Annotated in this window: 21 protein-coding genes and 1 riboswitch; of the genes, 9 read left to right on the forward strand and 12 right to left on the reverse strand. The window is 29.9% G+C overall.

Going from position 1 to position 19,708, the window contains the following annotated elements; all coding sequences use genetic code 11:
- Position 1 precedes the first annotated feature (1 nt).
- From C4N20_RS05650 to C4N20_RS05690, 9 genes are all read right to left on the reverse strand, one after another.
- Positions 2 to 718, reverse strand: a complete 717-nt coding sequence (locus C4N20_RS05650; protein ID WP_005979791.1) for a hypothetical protein — start codon at positions 716 to 718, stop codon at positions 2 to 4.
- Positions 718 to 2,925, reverse strand: a complete 2,208-nt coding sequence (locus tag C4N20_RS05655) for a hypothetical protein (protein WP_005979792.1) — start codon at positions 2,923 to 2,925, stop codon at positions 718 to 720. Before C4N20_RS05655 ends, C4N20_RS05650 begins: the two co-directional genes overlap by 1 nt.
- 20 nt (positions 2,926 to 2,945) lie before the next feature.
- The gene (locus tag C4N20_RS05660; protein WP_005979794.1) at positions 2,946 to 3,557 is read right to left on the reverse strand and encodes a hypothetical protein; all 612 of its coding nucleotides are present in this window, start codon (positions 3,555 to 3,557) and stop codon (positions 2,946 to 2,948) included.
- A gap of 89 nt (positions 3,558 to 3,646) precedes the next feature.
- Positions 3,647 to 4,444 carry a hypothetical protein gene (locus tag C4N20_RS05665; protein ID WP_005979796.1) on the reverse strand — a complete coding sequence of 266 codons (798 nt, stop codon included), beginning with the start codon at positions 4,442 to 4,444 and terminating at the stop codon, positions 3,647 to 3,649.
- Between the two features lie 413 nt (positions 4,445 to 4,857).
- Positions 4,858 to 5,637: a LexA family protein gene (locus tag C4N20_RS05670; RefSeq protein WP_005979798.1), complete on the reverse strand. Its 780-nt coding sequence runs from the start codon at positions 5,635 to 5,637 to the stop codon at positions 4,858 to 4,860.
- Positions 5,638 to 5,848: 211 nt separating this feature from the next.
- On the reverse strand, positions 5,849 to 6,190 hold the full coding sequence (locus C4N20_RS05675; RefSeq protein WP_005979800.1) for a GNAT family N-acetyltransferase: 342 nt from the start codon (positions 6,188 to 6,190) through the stop codon (positions 5,849 to 5,851).
- 133 nt (positions 6,191 to 6,323) lie between these two features.
- On the reverse strand, positions 6,324 to 7,523 hold the full coding sequence (locus C4N20_RS05680) for a phosphoglycerate kinase (RefSeq protein WP_005979802.1): 1,200 nt from the start codon (positions 7,521 to 7,523) through the stop codon (positions 6,324 to 6,326).
- An 89-nt stretch (positions 7,524 to 7,612) separates the two neighbouring features.
- A complete protein-coding gene (gap, locus tag C4N20_RS05685) occupies positions 7,613 to 8,620 on the reverse strand; it encodes a type I glyceraldehyde-3-phosphate dehydrogenase (protein ID WP_005979804.1) in 1,008 nt (335 codons plus the stop codon).
- A 271-nt stretch (positions 8,621 to 8,891) separates the two neighbouring features.
- Positions 8,892 to 9,782 carry an RluA family pseudouridine synthase gene (locus C4N20_RS05690; protein ID WP_005979806.1) on the reverse strand — a complete coding sequence of 297 codons (891 nt, stop codon included), beginning with the start codon at positions 9,780 to 9,782 and terminating at the stop codon, positions 8,892 to 8,894.
- Between the two features lie 330 nt (positions 9,783 to 10,112).
- On the opposite strand from C4N20_RS05690, the gene hemA reads away from it, so the two are divergent.
- The 7 genes from hemA to C4N20_RS05725 are packed head-to-tail and all read left to right on the forward strand — an operon-like array spanning position 10,113 to position 16,625.
- Positions 10,113 to 11,114, forward strand: coding sequence for a glutamyl-tRNA reductase (gene hemA / locus C4N20_RS05695; RefSeq protein WP_005979807.1), 1,002 nt, complete (start codon positions 10,113 to 10,115; stop codon positions 11,112 to 11,114).
- A gap of 1 nt (position 11,115) precedes the next feature.
- Positions 11,116 to 12,015: a hydroxymethylbilane synthase gene (gene hemC, locus C4N20_RS05700; protein ID WP_005979810.1), complete on the forward strand. Its 900-nt coding sequence runs from the start codon at positions 11,116 to 11,118 to the stop codon at positions 12,013 to 12,015.
- Positions 12,008 to 13,474, forward strand: a complete 1,467-nt coding sequence (gene cobA / locus C4N20_RS05705; RefSeq protein ID WP_005979812.1) for a uroporphyrinogen-III C-methyltransferase — start codon at positions 12,008 to 12,010, stop codon at positions 13,472 to 13,474. Before hemC ends, cobA begins: the two co-directional genes overlap by 8 nt.
- A gap of 11 nt (positions 13,475 to 13,485) precedes the next feature.
- Complete coding sequence (gene hemB, locus C4N20_RS05710) at positions 13,486 to 14,463, forward strand: porphobilinogen synthase (RefSeq protein WP_005979813.1); 978 nt, start codon at positions 13,486 to 13,488, stop codon at positions 14,461 to 14,463.
- 20 nt (positions 14,464 to 14,483) lie between these two features.
- Positions 14,484 to 15,794, forward strand: coding sequence for a glutamate-1-semialdehyde 2,1-aminomutase (gene hemL / locus C4N20_RS05715; protein ID WP_005979816.1), 1,311 nt, complete (start codon positions 14,484 to 14,486; stop codon positions 15,792 to 15,794).
- A complete protein-coding gene (locus tag C4N20_RS05720; RefSeq protein WP_005979818.1) occupies positions 15,784 to 16,230 on the forward strand; it encodes a precorrin-2 dehydrogenase/sirohydrochlorin ferrochelatase family protein in 447 nt (148 codons plus the stop codon). The genes hemL and C4N20_RS05720 overlap by 11 nt, the downstream gene beginning before the upstream one ends.
- Before the next feature lie 17 nt (positions 16,231 to 16,247).
- Entirely contained in the window at positions 16,248 to 16,625 is a 378-nt protein-coding gene (locus tag C4N20_RS05725; RefSeq protein ID WP_005979820.1) for a RidA family protein, read from the forward strand.
- 47 nt (positions 16,626 to 16,672) lie between these two features.
- Here C4N20_RS05725 and C4N20_RS05730 read toward each other — a convergent pair whose 3' ends face one another.
- The 3 genes from C4N20_RS05730 to C4N20_RS05740 form a co-directional block, all read right to left on the reverse strand.
- On the reverse strand, positions 16,673 to 16,945 hold the full coding sequence (locus C4N20_RS05730; RefSeq protein ID WP_005979822.1) for an HU family DNA-binding protein: 273 nt from the start codon (positions 16,943 to 16,945) through the stop codon (positions 16,673 to 16,675).
- On the reverse strand, positions 16,938 to 17,243 hold the full coding sequence (locus tag C4N20_RS05735) for an HU family DNA-binding protein (protein WP_005979824.1): 306 nt from the start codon (positions 17,241 to 17,243) through the stop codon (positions 16,938 to 16,940). The genes C4N20_RS05730 and C4N20_RS05735 overlap by 8 nt, the downstream gene beginning before the upstream one ends.
- A gap of 304 nt (positions 17,244 to 17,547) precedes the next feature.
- Positions 17,548 to 17,934, reverse strand: coding sequence for a bactofilin family protein (locus C4N20_RS05740; RefSeq protein ID WP_005979826.1), 387 nt, complete (start codon positions 17,932 to 17,934; stop codon positions 17,548 to 17,550).
- A 419-nt stretch (positions 17,935 to 18,353) separates the two neighbouring features.
- On the opposite strand from C4N20_RS05740, the gene C4N20_RS16485 reads away from it, so the two are divergent.
- Both C4N20_RS16485 and C4N20_RS05745 read left to right on the forward strand, forming a co-directional pair.
- Positions 18,354 to 18,509: a hypothetical protein gene (locus tag C4N20_RS16485; protein WP_005979828.1), complete on the forward strand. Its 156-nt coding sequence runs from the start codon at positions 18,354 to 18,356 to the stop codon at positions 18,507 to 18,509.
- A gap of 159 nt (positions 18,510 to 18,668) precedes the next feature.
- A riboswitch (NiCo riboswitch) is annotated at positions 18,669 to 18,750 on the forward strand.
- Between the two features lie 52 nt (positions 18,751 to 18,802).
- Positions 18,803 to 19,687: a cation diffusion facilitator family transporter gene (locus C4N20_RS05745; protein ID WP_005979829.1), complete on the forward strand. Its 885-nt coding sequence runs from the start codon at positions 18,803 to 18,805 to the stop codon at positions 19,685 to 19,687.
- Positions 19,688 to 19,708: the final 21 nt, after the last annotated feature.

A 19,708-nucleotide genomic window follows, 5' to 3' on the forward strand; every position in this document is an offset into this window, starting at 1 on the left:
TCTATACCTCCTCTAAACTGAAAGAATAGATTTTGCAATTTTTTACCATTCCATCAATTACTGCTGTTTGTGAATTCTCATTCACCTCATCTTTCAAAATAACTGTGTAGTCTTTCCCTGATAATGTAAATGTTTTATACCCCCCTATATCGCTGTATAGAACTTTTTCAAACTCTTCTATGGTATTGCAATAAATATCTGAGTAAAGCATATATTCCACATCTGCTAATGGCACTGTTGTTATATTAAATCTTTTTTTTCTTTGAGTATCAAATGTAGTGGAAATAATTAGGTTTCCTTGATGATTTCTTGTACTATTCAACATAGTAGCAAAATTAGCATTATCAATACTTGCTATACAATTTAATCTTATCCCATTCATAATTATTCCATTATCTTTTAGTGCTTGCGAAATGTATTTGAATCCTCCCTTATATTCATCTGATGTTTTACAAACAAATATCAATTCTTTATATCCTTTTATTCTTGCTAAAAGATTATATAGAATATCCCTTGTTCCTGTATCATCAGCTTTAAGTACAAAACCTCCTTCAAATTCATACTCCTCTTCTTTTCCCATAGCCCATAAAGGAAGAGTGAACCGAGGAGCTACTTCAGGAACAAGTTCAAAATCAAATTCTATTGTTATTTCTTCTTCTTTTTTTGTTATTGTTATTACATGATTACTGTTGTCTGCTTTTATAATTTCTCTTCTCATTAAAACTTATTCCTCCTTGCTTTTCTTATGCTGTCACTTGTTATTTTTATTATCCTCTTATCTAATAATTGATCTCCAAGAGTTATAGGTATCTCAATCTCAAATATGCCATTAAATTCACTTGTCACTTTTTGTCCTAAATTGTATTTCCATAAATTTGTAGACATTCCTTGAACTGCATTTTTACTCATATTTTTATTCAGATTATTCATACTTCCTGTCAAATTATCCACATTCAATCCTAGTTCTCTAAATAATTCTTCCAGTTTCTCATTAGAAATTTCTGTATATTTTTTAATAAGCTCCATATATTGTGTAAGTGATAAATTTTCTAAATCTCCTGTTTCAAGATCAATTCCAAGGTTACTATCCTTTACAAACATTTCTTTTACTACATCTGATACTTTATCTGACATTCCATTGAATAAAACTTTTGACATTTCAGTATTAATAAAAGCATTTTTCAAACTTTCAGCAAGCATACCTTCAATATCATTTCCAAGATCTTCTATACCACCAAAAAAACCTTTTTTAACAACTGCTGCTAAACTATCCGCTGAGAAATTTATAATTCCCTTAATTGTTGCTTTAAGTGTTTTTTCAAGATCTCTATTAGCATTTGTTACTTGTTTTGCAAGTTCTCCAATATCAATAGCTCCATACTTTCCTTCCCCTGTACTTAAAATATCTCCTTTCAGTACTGCTCCACCAGTCAAAGATTTAAACCAATCCATTATCTGTTGTTCATTATACTGAGGCATCAATTGTTTCAATGTAGTCATACTTACTCCATCAGAACCTGATTTTGCTCCATTAAGACTTGAGAGTACATTATCATAATCAGTATTTGCAGAAACCTTATCATAAAGATCTATATAACTTCCTGTCCCCAATTTTAAAAGGTCTTCATTATATGCTTCAACAACATCATCCCATTTGTACTTTCCAGATATTAATCCTCTTTGTAATCTTTCCTGAGCAGCCTTTCGTTTTCTTTCTTCTTTCTTTTTTTTCTTCTTGCTTTTTCTTCCTAATAAACTACCTCCAATACTTCCTAATACCCCTCCTACTTTACTTCCTACAGCTCCTCCAACAATAGAACCTAGTCCACTTCCAATCATACTTCCTAGTTTTCCTTCAGAACCTCCATCAAGGAATGAACTTACTGTATCTCCTATTTTTTGCCCCTCTTGAAATTTTTCAAAAGTAGGAATTGGCTTATTTTCAATAATTTCGACTAATTTTTTAGGAGCTATATCTCTTATTACATTTAAAGTTTTTTTGGCAATTTTAGATCCAAAAAATTTCTCTAATTTTTCTGGAGTTAAGGCACCTATTTTTTCAGATATATTTTTTATAGAATCTTTTTCTGTGATATCTCCAACTAATTTAAACATACTCGAAAGATTCTTTATCCCTGTTTTTAAATTTTCACTATCTTTTTCTTGCATTTGATTAAAAATATTATTATTCTTTTCTTTTGCTTCTTCTGCTTCTGTCCATTCTATTTTAAAAAGTTCATTTTCTGTTATTCTTGGATTTAGTTTTTGAAAATTACGAAGTTTTATTCTATGAATTTCTTCTTCTTTTTTTATTTCCATTTCATAGTTTTTTTTAGTTAACTTAGCTTCTTTTATATTTTTTTCATCTAAGAGTTCTTTAGTTTTTTTATTAAATTCTTTAGTTTTTTCAAGTTTTTCTCTGTTATATTTATTAATAATCTCAAGTTCTTTTTTTTCATATTGTTCCATATTATATTCTGTAATAGCAAAATTTTCACTTTTTATATTAAAAGCTGTTTCTAAAATCTCTAGATTTTCACTCTCTTTATCTAATGTTTTTTTCTTTCCTTCCAAGGTATCATTATATTCTAAAATACCAGTTTTTCCTTCTTTAAAGCTTTTAAATTTATCAACAACTTCTTTATCAAGTATATTAAATTCATTTAAAACTTTATCTAATTCTTTTTCTTCTTCATTACTTAAAATAGTTTTACGCCCTAGATTTTCCAATACTTGAATATTATTTTTCATTCTTAAATTTAATTTTTTTAACAATTTTATCTCTTCATTCTTTTTAGTAAATATTTTCGTAGTTTTCTCTTCTTCTAAATTAGAAGTTATATTCTTATTTCCTATTAAATTCATATTTGATGAAATATCTCCCTGATCTCTATCAAATATTCCTTCACTAATTATTTCATTCATCTTCTCCCTCCTTCCAAATATTAATTTATTCTCTTCTTATCCAACAATATTCCTATCTCATGAAATGTTGAATAATCTCTATATTCTTCTTTTTTCTTTCTCTCAAGAATATCTATTGTTTCTTTGCTTCCAACTATCCCAGCTATTGTATTAATTAATGCATTAGTATGGAATACCTCTCTTTCCAGATGCTTATAGTCAGCTTCAAATATGAGATTTATATCCCAATAAGTCATATCCAATACCTCTTCCTGCTTATATCCTTTGCTCATCACTGTAATAATAAGCTCTCTAAAATCAATTTTCTCTGATTTTTTTTCCTCAATTTTTATATCTGATTTTTCTTTAATCTCTATATTTAAAGGATTGCCTGCATCTTCTATCAATTTTTGAAAAACTTTGTAAAACATCTCATAGCTTTCTTTGATATCAGGATAACTTTCCAGAAATTCTTCATAAGAAAGTTGAGATCCCTGAAGTGAACAATAGATTATCTTAGTAATAATTTCTAAATTTCCCATTCCTGCTTTTTTATACATTTCAATCTCATCTGGATAATATTTTGAAAGTTTTATTCTTGTTCTTAAATTAAGTTTTAATTTATATTCTTTATCATTTATTTCTACTCTCATTTAGCCTCCCATCTTATTTTTTTAAATCAAAATATTCCAATATTTTCATTTAAAAGAACAAGGGAAAGGGGATTCCTCCCCTATTCTCCTTATTGAAATACTTTCTTTTCTATCATTCCTGATTGAAGTTTTAAACTTGCTGTATAAGACAGTGCACTTCCACCATCTAGAGTTCCTGAATGTGTAAATTCTGCGACTTTATAAACTCCTTCAATATATGGAGTATTTCTTTGTTTTAATGCTCCATGTCTTGCTTTAATAGTATATTCTCCATCAAATGCAAAGTTTATTGTAGCAACAGATGGAAAATCTGGATGATAATATCCTTGAATTCCATCAATAGAAGATGTTTTTAATCCTCCTATTGCACTTTCATATCCATTTGAATGTTTGTTGTTTGTACTTATTTCTGCCTGTTGCTCAGTAGATGAAAAATCTGTTATTTGAGCTACATCAATATATCCATCATTTTCAAGTAAAACAGCATTTATAAAAGCTGAATTTACAGGTTCATTTGCTAACGTAATTGAACTTGCAGTTGTTGCAGTTACTTTTACTATTTCAACAAGATTAGGGTTTGCCATTCCTTTAAAATTTTCAGCAGTTGCCAATCCAGCTAATTCAGATTTATCAAATAGAGCTACTACAACATTTTTAGGTGCTGCCATTACTTCTACTGTTCCTGTTGTGACTGTAAACTCTTTTCCAGCTAGTGTTCCTGTTAAAAGTTCCATTTTTGGAATTATAGTTTTCATTGAATCTGTATATTCACTTTCATTCTTTATAGCCTCATATGCCTGCATTCCAATGTAAAGTCCAGCACCATTAGGCTGTACCTCTAAAAATCTTTCCTTGCTGTTATGTACTACTTCTTTTATATTTACCACTTTGTATACCTCCTGTATTTTTTTGTTTTAGGCCCTCATGTTAAATTCTCCAGAATTTTCAATTACTTATTTTCATATCTGCAAATGTTAAATTAAAGTTTTTATTTCTTACATAAAAGATTTTGTTCATCCTAATATTAAAATATTGATGCTCTGATAAATTAATTTAACTTTTTATACTTTTTTGTATAATAAGTTTTTAAAAAAATATTAAAAATAAATAACCATAGTCCTTGAAAATTAACATAAGAACCAAGGAAAACATTGTTTACCTTAATTATTGAATCTGTTTTTAATAGGTTTTAGATATTTCATGAAATCATCTTAAAATTATTATACAATTTTGTATAATAAAAGTCAATAAAAACTTTTATATTATTTTTCTTTCATTTTAAAATATTCTCTTTTGCTGTTTATTTAGTTTCTTTTTTCTTTTCGATTAGTCCTTTAAGCATACTTTCTATCATTTCTCTTTCATTCATATCTAGTTTGTCTATATATGACATCAACGGATCTTTTCTTCTCTTAGTTGTATTATTTATTATCTGGATAACTTTTCCATAGGCTGTTATATCACTATTTTCTATTCTTAAATCTTCATATTCCTTATTATCACTTTCTAGTACATACTCACCATTTTTATATTTTAATCTTTTTACCAATCCATCAGCATGATCGCTTCCTTTAGTCAAAAATACACCTATTTCCCCAATCTCTGGCATCAATTCTGTATTTACAACAACAATAGACCCATCCAAAATAGTATCTTCCATAGAATTTCCTTGTACTAAAATAGCAACTACATTATTCCCAGCTGTCTTTGGTATTGAAATAAAATCTATAGGTTCAGCAATAGTTTCTCTCCCCAGTCCAGCAGAAACACTTGAAAATAGTGGAACCTCCATCAATTTTATTGGTTTTACATTTTTCAGTTCAAGAATATTATCTTTAATTACTTCTGGTGTTCTATCAATAGCTATTGCCATTGTAATTTCATTTTTTTCTTGAGAATTTAAATTAAAACCAGAAACAAATTTATCAATAAAGTCATTTTTAGGAGTTCTTCTTCCTGTTTTATAATGCCCTATTGTAGCTACAGGGATTCCTGTTTCTCTTGAAATTTGTTCTAAATTATATCCATTTTTTCTCATAAAATTTTCAAGATATTTTGAAAATTCCTTTTTTTTCTCCATCTCACTCCCACCTTTCTATATTAATTTATTTCTATTATATCTTTTTTATACAAATTTGTAAAATATTTTATCTAAATTTGTATAATTTTGATTTTTATTAATAGATATATAATCCCGAACTTAAAATTTATAGAATATTCTTTTATAAAAACAAAGAGCCCTGATTTCTCAAGACTCCTTACATAATATATTAAGATAATTGATTGTATACTTACTTTTTTTCTATATCTTTCATGAAAAGTTTAAATCCAATATCATCATATGTAAATTCTGCTCTTTTGAACATTGTTAATGATGGTATATTATCTGATTTAACCAATCCAGTCAGTATTTCAAGACCATTCTCTATAGCTTTTTCCTCTGCATATTTCAAAAGTTTTTTCCCTATAGCTCTATTTTGAAAAGTTTTTCTTACAGCTATAAGATCTACCCACATTCCATCATAATGAAGATTGCTTACATAAAGCAGACCTAGATAGGCTACTGGAATATTCTCTTCATAATATACAAATACTTTATAATGGTCATTCTTTTTTATCTTTTCACATAGCATTTCAGAAGTATATGGTATATCATGAAAAGATTCACTATCTATCTATCAATAGCAATTCCTCTGCCATTTTCAAAGAACCATCAAATTCTTTTATCATAATATCACACTCCCTGCTGTTATGAAAATATATTTATTACTTATTAGAAATAGATTCTACTCCTGGCAATTTTTTACCTTCTAAATATTCCAGAGAAGCTCCTCCACCTGTAGAGATGTGAGTAAATTTATCAGCATATCCTAAACTTATAGCTGCTGCTGCTGAATCTCCTCCTCCTATGATAGTAGTTGCTCCTTTAAGATTAGCTATAGCTTCACATACTCCTATAGTTCCTTTTGCATAACTAGGCATTTCAAATACACCCATTGGTCCATTCCATACTACTGTTTTAGCTCCAGTGATTTCTTTTGTAAATAATTCAACTGTTCCAGCTCCAACATCTAGTCCCATTTCATCAGATGGAATTTCATCTACTGATACAGTTTTATGAGGTGCATCATTATTAAATTCTTTTGCTACTACAGCATCTATTGGAAGTATTAATTTTCCATTTGATTTAGCTAGTAATTCTTTTGCTAATTCAACTTTATCTTCTTCAACTAATGAAGTTCCTGTATTTTTTCCTAAAGCTTTTAAGAAAGTGAACATCATAGCTCCACCAACTAAAACTTTATCAGCTTTAACTAGTAAATTTTCTATAACTCCAATTTTGTCAGAAACTTTAGCTCCTCCTAGTATTGCTACTAGAGGTCTTTCTGGAGCATCAACAGCCCCTCCTATAAATTTTATTTCTTTTTCCATTAAGAATCCTGCTGCTGTTTTTCCTTCTCCAATGTTTGCTGCTATTCCTACATTTGAAGCATGTGCTCTGTGAGCAGTTCCAAACGCATCATTTACAAAAACATCTCCTAAAGAAGCCCAATATTTTCCTAACTCAGGATCATTTTTAGATTCTTTTTTGCCATCAAGATCTTCGAATCTTGTATTTTCGAACATCATGATTTCTCCATCTTTCAATCCAGCAACTGCTGCTTCTAATTCAGCACCTCTTGTTGCTGGTACAAATTTAACTGGCTGTCCTAAAAGCTCAGCTAATCTTTCAGAAACTGCTTTTAGAGATTTTTTAGCTAAATCCTCTTCAGTTTTTACTTTTCCTAAATGAGAAAAAGCTATTACTTTTCCTCCATTTTCAAGTACATATTTGATAGTTGGAAGAGCTGCAACTATTCTGTTGTCATCAGTTATTTTTCCATCTTTCATAGGTACATTGAAGTCTACTCTCATTAATACTTTTTTACCTTTAACATCTAAATCTGTTACTATCTTTTTAGCCATTATTTTCATTCCTCCAAATTTGTTTTTAAAAATAGCGGAACCTTCAAGTTCCGCTATTCATTTCTATTTAGTTATTCCAAATTCAGTAATTATTTAGATAATTCTACGAATTTTTTAAGAGTTCTTATTAATTGAGAAGTGTAAGACATTTCGTTGTCATACCAAGCAACAGTTTTAACTAATTGTTTGTCTCCTACTGTCATTACTCTTGTTTGAGTTGCATCAAATAGAGATCCATAGTGAATTCCAATGATATCGCTAGATACTAATTCTTCTTCAGTATATCCGAAAGATTCGTTAGCAGCAGCTTTCATTGCAGCATTTATTTCTTCTACAGTTACTGGTTTGTTAAGAACTGTTACAAGTTCAGTTAATGATCCAGTAATTACAGGAACTCTTTGTGCAGCTCCATCTAATTTTCCTTTTAAAGCTGGGATTACTAGACCAATAGCTTTTGCAGCTCCAGTTGTGTTAGGAACGATGTTAGCAGCAGCAGCTCTTGCTCTTCTAAGATCTCCTTTTTTATGTGGTCCATCAAGTGTGTTTTGGTCATTTGTATAAGCATGGATAGTAGTCATTAATCCTTCTACAATTCCATATTTGTCTTCTAATACTTTAGCCATAGGTGCTAAACAGTTAGTAGTACAAGAAGCTCCAGAGATAACTGTTTCTGTTCCATCAAGGATATTATCATTTACATTGTAAACTACAGTTTTAAGATCTCCAGTTGCTGGTGCAGAGATAACAACTTTTTTAGCTCCTGCTTTAATATGATCTTCTGCTTTTTCTTTTTTAGTGAAGAATCCAGTACACTCAAGAACTACATCTACTCCTAGATCTCCCCATGGTAAGTTTTTAGGATCAGCTTGTGCAAAAGTTTTGATTGTATGTCCATTAACTACGAAAGCATCTTCTTGAACTTCAATAGTTCCATTGAATCTTCCTTGTGCTGAGTCATATTTAAATAAGTGTGCTAACATGTGTGCATCTGTTAAGTCATTGATTGCTACAACATCAAATTCTGGGTTCTCAACCATTAATCTTAATGCTAATCTTCCAATTCTTCCAAATCCGTTAATTGCTACTTTAACTGCCATTTGTATTCCTCCTAAAATTTATTATTTTTTTATTTTTATAGTAATATAGTTTTTTGCTTATTTTCTATATTAACTATATAATATGTTTGCCTCTTTGTCAATTAATATGACAGAACTAATTTTAATCTTTTTGCGATTAGTTTTTTATCATGTAGTTTGTTTATTTTCTGCTTTCATATCTCTTGTTTTATAGTTTTTAACCTTTTCTGTATTTAGTTTTCTGTTTCTGTATCCTTTTTGTTCATCAGCTGGCTTTCCTTATAGCTGTTCATTATCTGATGATGGTGAATAATTCATTGGGCTCCCTTAAGATCTTTTTCATATCATCTGGGATATCTATTTCCACTGTTTTTAGTTGTCCTGTCTCTACATCTGAAAATTGTGTTTTGTATGAATGGAGCATCTGTCTTTTAGCTCTTTTGTCTTCTCCACCATAAAGCTCATCTCCTAAGAGAGGATACCCTTCCAGAGCCATATGAGCCCTGATTTGATGTGTCCTTCCTGTAAGAAGTTCTGCTTCTATCAAAGTAAGATCTTTAAACCTTTTTATTACTTTTATTTTAGTTTGAGCTTCCTGACCTCCATCTTCTACAGATATCTCTCTTCTTCTCAAATCATCTCCTATTTTTCCAATAGGTCGGTCTATAAGGAATTCATCTTTTTCTACTGTTCCTTTTACTATAGCCTTATAGAATTTATTTACTATTCCTTTTTCTTGAAGAAAAGATTGAGCAAAAGAATTTTTAGCTACTATGATAAGACCTGAGGTATTCATATCCAATCTGTTGTAAAATCTTGGCACCATTATCTTTCCAGTTGTTTTTAGAAAATAATTTACCACTCCATTAGCAAGTGTTTTATCTACTTTCTTTTGAGTCGGATGTACTATTATATATGGTTCCTTATCTATGAGAAGTACATTCTTATCTTCATAAGCTACCTTGATAGGTATCTCCATAGGTATTATTCCAGTTTCCTTGTCTTTTTCCTTTATTAAAAGTCTGTTTAACTTCCTTACTTTCTTGCTATTATTTTTTACTCTTTTTCCGTTGAGATATATTTCTATATTTCTCAATCCTCTTCCAGAATATCCCTTTGTTTCTTTTAAATATGTTCCTATTTCATAACCATCATATTCTGGTTCTATTATAAATTTTTTCATTAGTTCCTCTCAATTCTCAAGAATTTTTATGCTTATACTTATATTTTACTATAATTATCAAAAAAAGTTAATCAATATATTTTTAAATTCCAATTTATTCAGTATTATTTCTTTTATATATTTTATCCATTTATACATTATATTAATATCGTTATAAAATCATTGTTTTATCTACTTTATATATAGAAATAATATATATCTTAAATTTAAAATTTGAATAAGGTTATTCCTAAAAGAATATAATAAAAGTTAATTTTTCTTCTATAATATTATATAATATAAGGAGCGAAAGTTAATTTATATACAGTGCTACACACAAGGAGTAAAAAAATGAATTTAGATGAACTTGTTGTCTTTGGTATATCCCATAAAGAATTAAGTATGTCTGAACGTGAAGAATTTCTCTATCAGAATCCTGAGGAAATTATACATTCTCTCCTATCTCAAAAAAAGATAGATGGCTATGTTAATCTTTCAACTTGTCTGAGAGTAGAATTCTATCTTCAAGTTGCAGAAAATTTTTCAACTGAAGAACTTTTGGAATGTTTTTCATTCAAAAAAGGGATATTTATAAAAACAGGAGAAGAAGCTGCTGAATATCTTTTTAAAGTAAGCTGTGGTTTTTACTCTGTCATAAAAGGGGAGGATCAGATACTGGCTCAGATAAAAAAAGCTCATTCACTTGCCATGGAAAATAATACCTCTTCTAAAATACTTAATATTGTATTTAATAAAGCTATTGAGCTTGGAAAAAAATTCAGAACGGAAAGCAAAATATGCCATAACGCTCTTTCTCTTGAAGCTATTTCTTTAAAATTTATCAAGGAATCTATTGGCTTTCTTTCAGATAAAAAAGTTCTTATTCTTGGAGTAGGAGATCTAGCTCAGGCTATTCTTTATCTGTTAGTAAAAGAAAATGTAAAAAATATAACAATAACTAACAGAACTCATCATAAAGCTCTGGAAGTACAGAGTATTTTTGATGTAGATGTTATTAGTTTTGAACATAAAAATACTGCTGCTGTAGAAAGCGATGTAATAATAAGTGCTACTTCTGCACCTCATCTAGTACTTAAATCTGAAGAGATAGTTCCTTATCTCCATAGCGATAAAAAATATACATTCCTTGATCTCGCTGTTCCTAGAGATATAGAAGATACAATAGGTACTCCTGAAAATGTATCTCTTTTTAACCTTGATGATATCTGGAGTGTGTATAACAAAAATTTAGAGACAAGAGACTCTCTAATGAATAGTTACAGTTATCTGGTTGACAAACAAATGATAAATCTAAAAAAATGGTTTCAATATTATGAAGAAAGGACTATATAAAATGAAAAAAAAGATTGTAATTGGAAGCAGAGGAAGTATTCTGGCAATGGCTCAAAGCGAAATGATAAAAAAAATGCTGGAAAATAATTTTCCTGAATTGGAATTTGAAATAAAAAAAATTGTTACAAGTGGAGATACTGATCTTGTAAGCAACTGGAACAATAGTGATAAATCTCTCAAAAGTTTTTTTACAAAGGAAATAGAAGTTGAACTTCTAAATGGAACAATAGATCTTGCAGTACACTCTATGAAGGATATGCCAGTTGTATCTCCTGAAGGGTTAATATGTGGAGCTGTTCCTGACAGAGAGGATTCTAGAGACGTTCTTGTATCTAAGTCTGGAAAAACTCTTATGGAACTTCCAGCAGGAGCTATAGTTGGTACAAGTTCTCTTAGAAGAACAATGAATCTTAAAAATCTTAGGAGTGATCTTGAAATAAAGCAATTGAGAGGTAATATTCATACAAGATTAAACAAATTAAAGAATGAAGATTATGATGCTATTCTTCTTGCTGCTGCTGGTTTAAAAAGAGTTGGATTAGAAAAAGAGATAACAGAGTATCTTGATCCTGAAAAATTTCTTCCTGCTCCTGCTCAGGGAGTTCTTCATATTCAATGCAGAGAAAATGATGATGAAGTAAAAAAAATATTGAAATCTATTCATAATGAAGATATAGAAAAAGTGGTAGTTATAGAGAGAGAATTTTCTAAAATATTTGATGGAGGATGTCACACTCCTATGGGATGTCATTGTATCTTAGATGGAGATAAAATTACTCTTACAGGTATCTATTTTAAAGGAGAAAATGGATATTCAGCTTCTATCACTGAAGATGCTGCTTTAGGAATAAAAACTGCTCAAAAACTTGCAGATATCATAAAGGAGAAAATAAATGACTAACAAAGGTAAAGTTTACATAATGGGGGCTGGTCCAGGTGACCTTGAATTGCTTACTCTAAAGGGAAAAAGAGCTGTAGAGGAAGCTGACTGTATAGTTTATGACAGACTTATCAATCCAAGAATACTGAATTTTGCAAAAAAAGATGCTGAAATGATTTATCTAGGTAAAGGAAATACTGAAGGTGGAGTCATTCAAGATGAAATAAACAGAACAATTGTAGAAAAAGCTTTAGAAGGAAAAATAGTTGCAAGAGTAAAAGGTGGAGATCCTTTTGTTTTTGGAAGAGGAGGAGAGGAAATCCAATCTCTTTATGACAATAATATTCCTTTTGAAATTATACCTGGAATAACTTCTTCTATATCAGTACCTGCATATGCTGGTATTCCTGTAACTCATAGAGGAGTAGCAAGATCATTTCATGTATTTACTGGTCATACTATGGAAGATGGAACTTGGCATAATTTTGAGGCAATAGCTAAACTTGAAGGAACTCTTGTCTTTCTTATGGGAATAAAGACTCTTCCTATTATAGTGGGAGATCTTATCTCTAATGGTAAATGTTCTGATACTCCTGTTGCAATAATAGAAAAAGGAGCTACATCAGATCAGAGAGTAACTGTTGGAACTTTAAAAACTATTGTTGATATAGCAAAAGAAAGAAAAATAGTTCCTCCTGCTATTACAATAATTGGTGAAGTAGTCAACTTAAGAGAAACTTTCAAATGGTTTGAAGAAAAAAATCTTTTTGGTAAAAAAATTCTTGTAACAAGAGATAAAAAACAAGCTGGAGAATTTTCAGATAAAATAGAAAAAATGGGAGGAATAGCTGTGGAACTTCCTTTCATAGAAATTGAATCTACATTGGGAACAGTTTCAAAAGATATGCTTCAGGATTATTCAGCTGTACTTTTTAATTCTCCTAATGGTGTAAGAGAATTTATGAGTAAAATAGATGATATAAGAATTCTTGCTCATTTGAAAATAGGAGCAGTAGGAAGTAAAACTAAAGAAATTCTTGAAAGCTATAAATTAAAAGCTGATTTCATGCCTGATGAATATTTAGTTTCTAAACTTGCTGAATTATCTCTTGATTATACAAAATCTGGAGATAAAATTTTAATAATAACATCAGATATATCACCTTGTAATGCTGACAAATTCAACTCTATCTATGATAGAGAATTTCATAAAATGGTAGCTTATAACACAAAGAAAATTGTAAGAAATAAAGAGGAAGTTTTAAAAACTTTATCAAAAATAGAAATAGTTACTTTTTTAAGTTCGTCTACTGTTGATGCTTTTTATGAAAGTATAAATGGAGATATTGAAGCTGTAAAAAATATGAAATTTGCTTCTATCGGTCCTGTAACAAGTGATACAATGAAAAAATATGGTTTTTCTGTAAATTATGAAGCTACTGTTTATGATGTAAATGGCGTTTTAGAAGCTGTTAAATAGGAGGAATATTTATGTTTACTCGAACTAGAAGGCTTAGAAGTTCTAAAGCCTTAAGAGATATGGTAAGGAATGTAACAATTAATCTTAGTGATTTTATATATCCACTTTTTATGGAAGAGGGAGAAAATATAAAAGAAGAAATATCATCTATGCCTGGACAATACAGATGGTCAATTGACAGAGTAGGAGAAGAGCTTACGGAGTTAAAAGAGCTTGGTGTAACTTCTATTCTTCTTTTTGGTATTCCAAAGCACAAAGATTCTCTAGGATCAGAAGCATATAATGATAAAGGAATTGTGCAGGAAGCTGTGAGATATATCAAGAAAAATTTCCCAGAATTTCTTATAGTTACTGATGTATGTATGTGTGAATATACTTCTCATGGACATTGTGGAATCCTTAATGGATGTGAAGTTTTAAATGATGAAACTCTTAAATATATAGCCCAAACTGCCCTTTCTCATGTAAAAGCTGGAGCTGATATAGTTGCTCCTTCAGATATGATGGATGGAAGAATATTAGCTATTAGAGAAACTTTAGATGAAAATGGATATGTAAATACTCCTATCATGGCATATAGTGCAAAATATTCTTCAAATTACTATGGCCCTTTTAGAGAAGCGGCTGATTCTGCTCCTAGTTTTGGAGATAGAAAAAGTTATCAGATGGACTACAGAAATTCTAAAGAATATTTTAGAGAAGTTGAAGCTGATATGGCTGAAGGAGCTGACTTTATAATGGTAAAACCTGCTCTTGCTTATCTTGATGTTATCAATGCTGTATCCAACATTGATCTTCCCATTGTTGCCTATAATGTAAGTGGTGAATATTCTATGGTAAAAGCTGCTGCTCAAAATGGATGGATAGATGAAAAAGGTATTGTTATGGAAAATATGTTTGCTATGAAAAGAGCTGGGGTAAATATAATAATAACTTATCATGCTAAAGATATAGCAAGATGGTATAAAAATGGTGAAGTTGCTTTCTAAGAATTATACAAGGAGGAAAAATGGAGCATAAAATTTCAACTGAAATTTTCAAAAAAGCTGAAAAATATATTCCTGGAGGGGTAAATAGCCCTGTAAGAGCTTTTAAATCTGTTAATAGAAAAGCTCCTATCTTTGCATGTAAAGGAAAAGGTGCAAAGATATGGGATGAAGATGGGAATGAATATATAGACTATATCTGTTCTTGGGGTCCATTAATTCTGGGGCATAACCCTGAAAATGTAATAAATGGAGTTAGAGAAGCTATAGAAATGGGAAGTTCTTTTGGTCTTCCTACTAAAATGGAAGTAGAACTTGCTGAACTTATTACTAAATGCTGTCCTTCTATTGAAAAAGTTAGACTTACTACTTCTGGTACAGAAGCTACTATGTCTGCTGTAAGAGTAGCAAGAGCATATACAAATAGAAATAAAATATTAAAATTTGAAGGTTGTTATCATGGTCATTCTGATTCACTTTTAGTAAAATCTGGATCAGGACTTCTTACTGACGGATATCAAGACAGCAACGGAATTACAGATGGAGTATTAAAAGATACTCTTACTGTACCTTTTGGAAATATTTCTGCTATTAAAACTGTTCTTGAAAAAAAAGATGTGGCTTGCCTTATCATGGAGCCTGTTCCTGCTAACATGGGTATGATTTACCCAGATGTAAAATTTTTAAAGGAAGTAAGAGAACTGTGTACTTCTACTGGAACTATTCTAATATTTGATGAAGTTATATCTGGATTCAGATTAGCTCTTGGAGGAGCACAGGAATTCTTTGGCATCACTCCTGACATGACTACTCTCGGAAAAATAATAGGAGGAGGATATCCTGTTGGAGCATTTGGTGGTAAAGCTGAAATAATGGAACTTATTGCTCCTGTTGGAAGAGTGTATCACGCTGGAACTCTTTCTGGAAATCCTGTATCTGTAAGGGCTGGATATGAAACTATAAGTTATCTGTATAACAACAGAGAAACTTTATATAAAACTTTAGAGGAAAAAACTCAATATCTTGTAAATAATATAAAAGAGCTTGCTGCAAAATATAATGTTCCTGCATGTGTAAATACAATAGGTTCTCTTTTTACTATATTCTTTACTGAGAGACCTGAAGTAAATAATCTTGAAGATGCTCTTTCTTCTAATACTGAAAATTTTGCAATCTATTTCAATACAATGCTTGAAGATGGAATTGTTTGCCCTCCATCTCAATTTGAAGCTCACTTCATTTCAATGGCTCACACTAAAGAAGATTTGGATAAAACTCTTCTATCTATAGAAAAAGCCTTTAAAGTTATTGGAGAAAAGAACAATGGAAAATAATTTTTTCCCTGTATTTCTAAATATGCGGAATAAAAAAGTCCTTATAATAGGAGCTGGAAAAATAGCCTTTAGAAAAGCCGAAACTCTTTTGAGTTATGGTGCAAAAATTAAGGTTATTGCAAAGGATATAAAAGAAGAAAAATTTAAAGAACTGGAGAATATTGAATTATCTTTGGAAGATTTTAAAGAAGATATGCTGGAAAATGTATTTATGGTAATTGCTGCTACTGATGATTTTACATTTAATAAATATATTTTTAATTTATGTGATAAAAAAAATATACTTACAAATAATATAACTTCTAAAACAGAAATGAACTGCCGTTTTTCAAGTATTTATGAAAATGATGAATACCAAATCGCTATCTCTGCAAAGGGAGATCCTAAAAAATCAAAAACTCTTAAAGAAAAAATAAGTAAACTTTTTAATGATTAATATACTAGGAGGTAGTAATGAAAAAAATTATCCATACTGAAAAAGCCCCTGCTGCTTTAGGACCATATTCACAAGCTGTGGAAGTCAATGGAACTCTTTTTGTATCTGGTCAGATACCCTTTGTTCCTGAAACTATGGATTTGATATCTGAAGATATCCAAGACCAGACCAAACAATCTCTTGAAAATGTGAAAGCTATCCTTGAAGCTGCTGGATACACTTTTAAAAATGTGATAAAAGCTACTGTCTTTATAAAAAATATGGAAGATTTTGCTCTTATGAATGAGGTATATAATGAATACCTTGGAAATATAAAACCTGCAAGAGCATGTGTAGAAGTTGCAAGACTTCCTAAAGATGTAAAAGTAGAAATAGAAGTTATTGCTGTAAAATAACAAAAAAAGGTCAGTAAAATTTTGGTACTGACCTTTTATATTTCATATTACTTTGCTGTTTTTACTTTAGTTGGAATAAATTTTACTATTGGTAAAGGATAAATTGTCATTCTTTCTCTTGTTTTTGGATTGCTGATTACTCTAGGTTTTCTTTTAAGAAGAGAAAAAGTTCCTACTCCTTTAAATTTTATACTTCCAGCTTCAACAATATTATCTTCTATTAGATTTAGAAATGCTTCTACATCTTTTTTAGCATCTGCATTAGTAATTCTTTTCTCATAATTTTCTTTATATTTCTTTATAAATTGTAATTTATCCATCTATCTTCCCCTCTTCAATCTTATTGTTTATAGATTTTATAAGACCTTTTCCAGAACTGAATTTCATTTTTCTGCTTCCAGGGATTGTCATGTCTCTTTTTGTTTTAAGCTCTATTATTCTTCTAGGTCTAACATCTTTCATCTCAAAATTTCCCCAGTCTTTGAATTTAACTTTTTCCCCCTTTTCAAGAGACTCTTTCACAGTTTTCCAAAAAATATTAACTTTTTCTTTAGCCTCTTCTAAATTTTTTAACCCTCTTTCTTTCATATACAGTTTTAAAAACTCTTTTTCTCCCATTCCAGCTCCTTTTAAAACTAATTTTATTTCCCCGTGATTCTAAAAAAACTAAACTTGTCATGTGACATTTTATTAAACTCTTAAAAGCACATGTATTTAAACTGTTTATTATTATTTTAGCGTTTAAATATGTTTATGTCAATATAATTTATTAATTTTATCCATATTTTAAAAAATATCGTGTATATTTTAGTATTTAACCTATTTTTTTATACAAAAAAAAGACGACTATAAATTTCAAATTAATTCCATAAATACTATTAATTTCTGAATTTTAATTTATTTTAGCCGTCTTTATTATTTTTTATTTCATTTCTATATATTCACTTGGCTGCTTTTTTTGATTTCTTCCCTCAAAATATGAACTCTCTTCCAAGATCAGTTTAGAACTTATTATATCTCCTACTACTTTACTATTAGTTAATATTTCTACAATATCAGCCTCCAGTTCCCCTTTACATATACCACTTACAATTATCTTGTATGCTTTAATTTTTCCATTTACTCTTCCACTTGTACCTATTGTCACTACAGCATTTGAAATAATATTACCTGTAATCACCCCATCTATGTGAAGATTACACTCATTAGTAATATCCCCTACTACTGTACTCCCTTTTGAGATAGCGGTCATTCCCTTTGCTGAAAAATCTATCTCTACTTCTTTATTGCTTCTGCTAAACAATCCCATACCTCCCCCCTTTTTAAATTTATTTATTAATATTCAGTTTTATCTCTTTAGATTTTACTCTTTTATTATTTGCTCTATGTCTTATAGATTATATGTTTTTTCACCTTGTGTCAAACTTTTTTTCTTTTTAAAATTTTTATCTTATCTTATATTTTATCAAAAAAATTATTTGCTTCTATAATCCTAATTATATTTTTTATTTTTTCGTTTATAAAACATTTGTTTTTAAAATTCTTCTCACAAGTTTTAACTTGTGACAATATGTACAAAATATTGTTTTACTTTCTTCACAAACTTCTGTTATAATACAAATATAAAAGAACAAGATTGGTAATAAAACAATCAAGAGTTTTTGTGCTAATTTTGGGAACATTTATTATTTTATTTTTAACATCTTAATTGTACTGGAGGTAAATATCATGAAAAAAGAATTAATGAACAAAGAAATAACAAACTTGGATATACTTGAAAAACTTTATAAACATAGCAAATCAACAGAAAATAGAGATAAACTAGCTGAAATGAAAGATGAGCTTACTATGCTTGATGATTATTTTCTAAGATATGCTAAATAATTAAAATTGACCTTGAAATATTTTTGATTTTATACCCGAAAAAAAGACTGTGGAAATTACTCCACAGTCTTTTTTTATCTTTCATCTCTTGACAAATCCTCTTTCAATTCGTATAATAATCATAATATTGCACTGATGCATTCTCTTATAGGAATACTTACAGTACAGACTGATCAGGTCATATGACTGGGCTGTTAAAAAACGGCAGCAGATGAAATCAACAGCATCTGTGGGACAAGTGTGTTCCATAGGTGCTTTTTTTATACTAAAATAATTTTTGGAGGTCAAAATTCATGAAAACTTTAACAAACGAACAGACTGCTATGAAAGTTTCCTTTGTTTCAATTATATGGAATATCATTCTATCTGTTTTTAAACTTTTTGCTGGAGTAGTTGCTCATTCAGGAGCTATGATTTCAGACGCTGTCCATTCAGCTTCTGATGTTTTAAGTACTTTTATAGTCATCATTGGAGTAAAGATTGCAAATAAAGAATCTGATAAAACACATCCTTATGGTCACGAAAGAATGGAATGTGTAGCTGCTATATTGTTATCTGCTATTCTTTTTGCTACTGGGTTAGGTATAGGATATAAGGGAGTTATTATTATTTCCTCAAATGATTACAGTCATTTAACAGTTCCAGGAGTTCTTGCCCTGGCTGCTGCTGTAATATCTATAGGAGTAAAAGAAGGAATGTATTGGTATACAAGAGCTGCTGCCAAAAAAATAAATTCTGGTGCACTTATGGCTGATGCATGGCATCACCGTTCAGATGCTCTTTCATCTGTAGGAAGTTTTGCTGGTATACTTGGAGCAAGACTTGGTTATCCAATATTTGATCCTATTGCCAGTGTTATCATTTGTATTTTTATTTTAAAAGCAGCTTTTGAAATATTTATGGATTCTATAAATAAGATGACTGACAAAGCTTGTGATGATGAGACTATTGAAGTAATCAAATCTCTTATTTTGAAACAAAAAGGAGTTCTTGGAATAGACCAGATCAAAACCAGATTATTTGGAGATAGAATATATGTTGATGTAGAAATTCAGGCAGATGGAAATATTTCTCTTAAACAGGCACACGACATAGCTCATTATGTTCATGATTCCATTGAAAATAATATTCCTAAAATAAAGCATTGTATGGTTCATGTAAATCCAGTGAATAAATAGAAAGAAGAAGCTGACTTTCGT

It is taken from the genome of Fusobacterium ulcerans (assembly GCF_003019675.1).
Taxonomy (GTDB): domain Bacteria; phylum Fusobacteriota; class Fusobacteriia; order Fusobacteriales; family Fusobacteriaceae; genus Fusobacterium_A; species Fusobacterium_A ulcerans.

What these genes read in the sequence shown, in the direction of transcription:
- C4N20_RS05650 (WP_005979791.1), bottom strand. Translation starts at nt 718, where the DNA reads ATGAGAAGAGAAATTATAAAAGCAGACAACAGTAATCATGTAATAACA.
- C4N20_RS05655 (WP_005979792.1), bottom strand. Translation starts at nt 2,925, where the DNA reads ATGAATGAAATAATTAGTGAAGGAATATTTGATAGAGATCAGGGAGAT.
- C4N20_RS05660 (WP_005979794.1), bottom strand. Translation starts at nt 3,557, where the DNA reads ATGAGAGTAGAAATAAATGATAAAGAATATAAATTAAAACTTAATTTA.
- C4N20_RS05670 (WP_005979798.1), bottom strand. Translation starts at nt 5,637, where the DNA reads ATGGAGAAAAAAAAGGAATTTTCAAAATATCTTGAAAATTTTATGAGA.
- C4N20_RS05675 (WP_005979800.1), bottom strand. Translation starts at nt 6,190, where the DNA reads ATGCTATGTGAAAAGATAAAAAAGAATGACCATTATAAAGTATTTGTA.
- C4N20_RS05680 (WP_005979802.1), bottom strand. Translation starts at nt 7,523, where the DNA reads ATGGCTAAAAAGATAGTAACAGATTTAGATGTTAAAGGTAAAAAAGTA.
- gap (WP_005979804.1), bottom strand. Translation starts at nt 8,620, where the DNA reads ATGGCAGTTAAAGTAGCAATTAACGGATTTGGAAGAATTGGAAGATTA.
- C4N20_RS05690 (WP_005979806.1), bottom strand. Translation starts at nt 9,782, where the DNA reads ATGAAAAAATTTATAATAGAACCAGAATATGATGGTTATGAAATAGGA.
- hemA (WP_005979807.1), top strand. Translation starts at nt 10,113, where the DNA reads ATGAATTTAGATGAACTTGTTGTCTTTGGTATATCCCATAAAGAATTA.
- hemC (WP_005979810.1), top strand. Translation starts at nt 11,116, where the DNA reads ATGAAAAAAAAGATTGTAATTGGAAGCAGAGGAAGTATTCTGGCAATG.
- cobA (WP_005979812.1), top strand. Translation starts at nt 12,008, where the DNA reads ATGACTAACAAAGGTAAAGTTTACATAATGGGGGCTGGTCCAGGTGAC.
- hemB (WP_005979813.1), top strand. Translation starts at nt 13,486, where the DNA reads ATGTTTACTCGAACTAGAAGGCTTAGAAGTTCTAAAGCCTTAAGAGAT.
- hemL (WP_005979816.1), top strand. Translation starts at nt 14,484, where the DNA reads ATGGAGCATAAAATTTCAACTGAAATTTTCAAAAAAGCTGAAAAATAT.
- C4N20_RS05720 (WP_005979818.1), top strand. Translation starts at nt 15,784, where the DNA reads ATGGAAAATAATTTTTTCCCTGTATTTCTAAATATGCGGAATAAAAAA.
- C4N20_RS05725 (WP_005979820.1), top strand. Translation starts at nt 16,248, where the DNA reads ATGAAAAAAATTATCCATACTGAAAAAGCCCCTGCTGCTTTAGGACCA.
- C4N20_RS05730 (WP_005979822.1), bottom strand. Translation starts at nt 16,945, where the DNA reads ATGGATAAATTACAATTTATAAAGAAATATAAAGAAAATTATGAGAAA.
- C4N20_RS05735 (WP_005979824.1), bottom strand. Translation starts at nt 17,243, where the DNA reads ATGGGAGAAAAAGAGTTTTTAAAACTGTATATGAAAGAAAGAGGGTTA.
- C4N20_RS05740 (WP_005979826.1), bottom strand. Translation starts at nt 17,934, where the DNA reads ATGGGATTGTTTAGCAGAAGCAATAAAGAAGTAGAGATAGATTTTTCA.
- C4N20_RS16485 (WP_005979828.1), top strand. Translation starts at nt 18,354, where the DNA reads ATGAAAAAAGAATTAATGAACAAAGAAATAACAAACTTGGATATACTT.
- C4N20_RS05745 (WP_005979829.1), top strand. Translation starts at nt 18,803, where the DNA reads ATGAAAACTTTAACAAACGAACAGACTGCTATGAAAGTTTCCTTTGTT.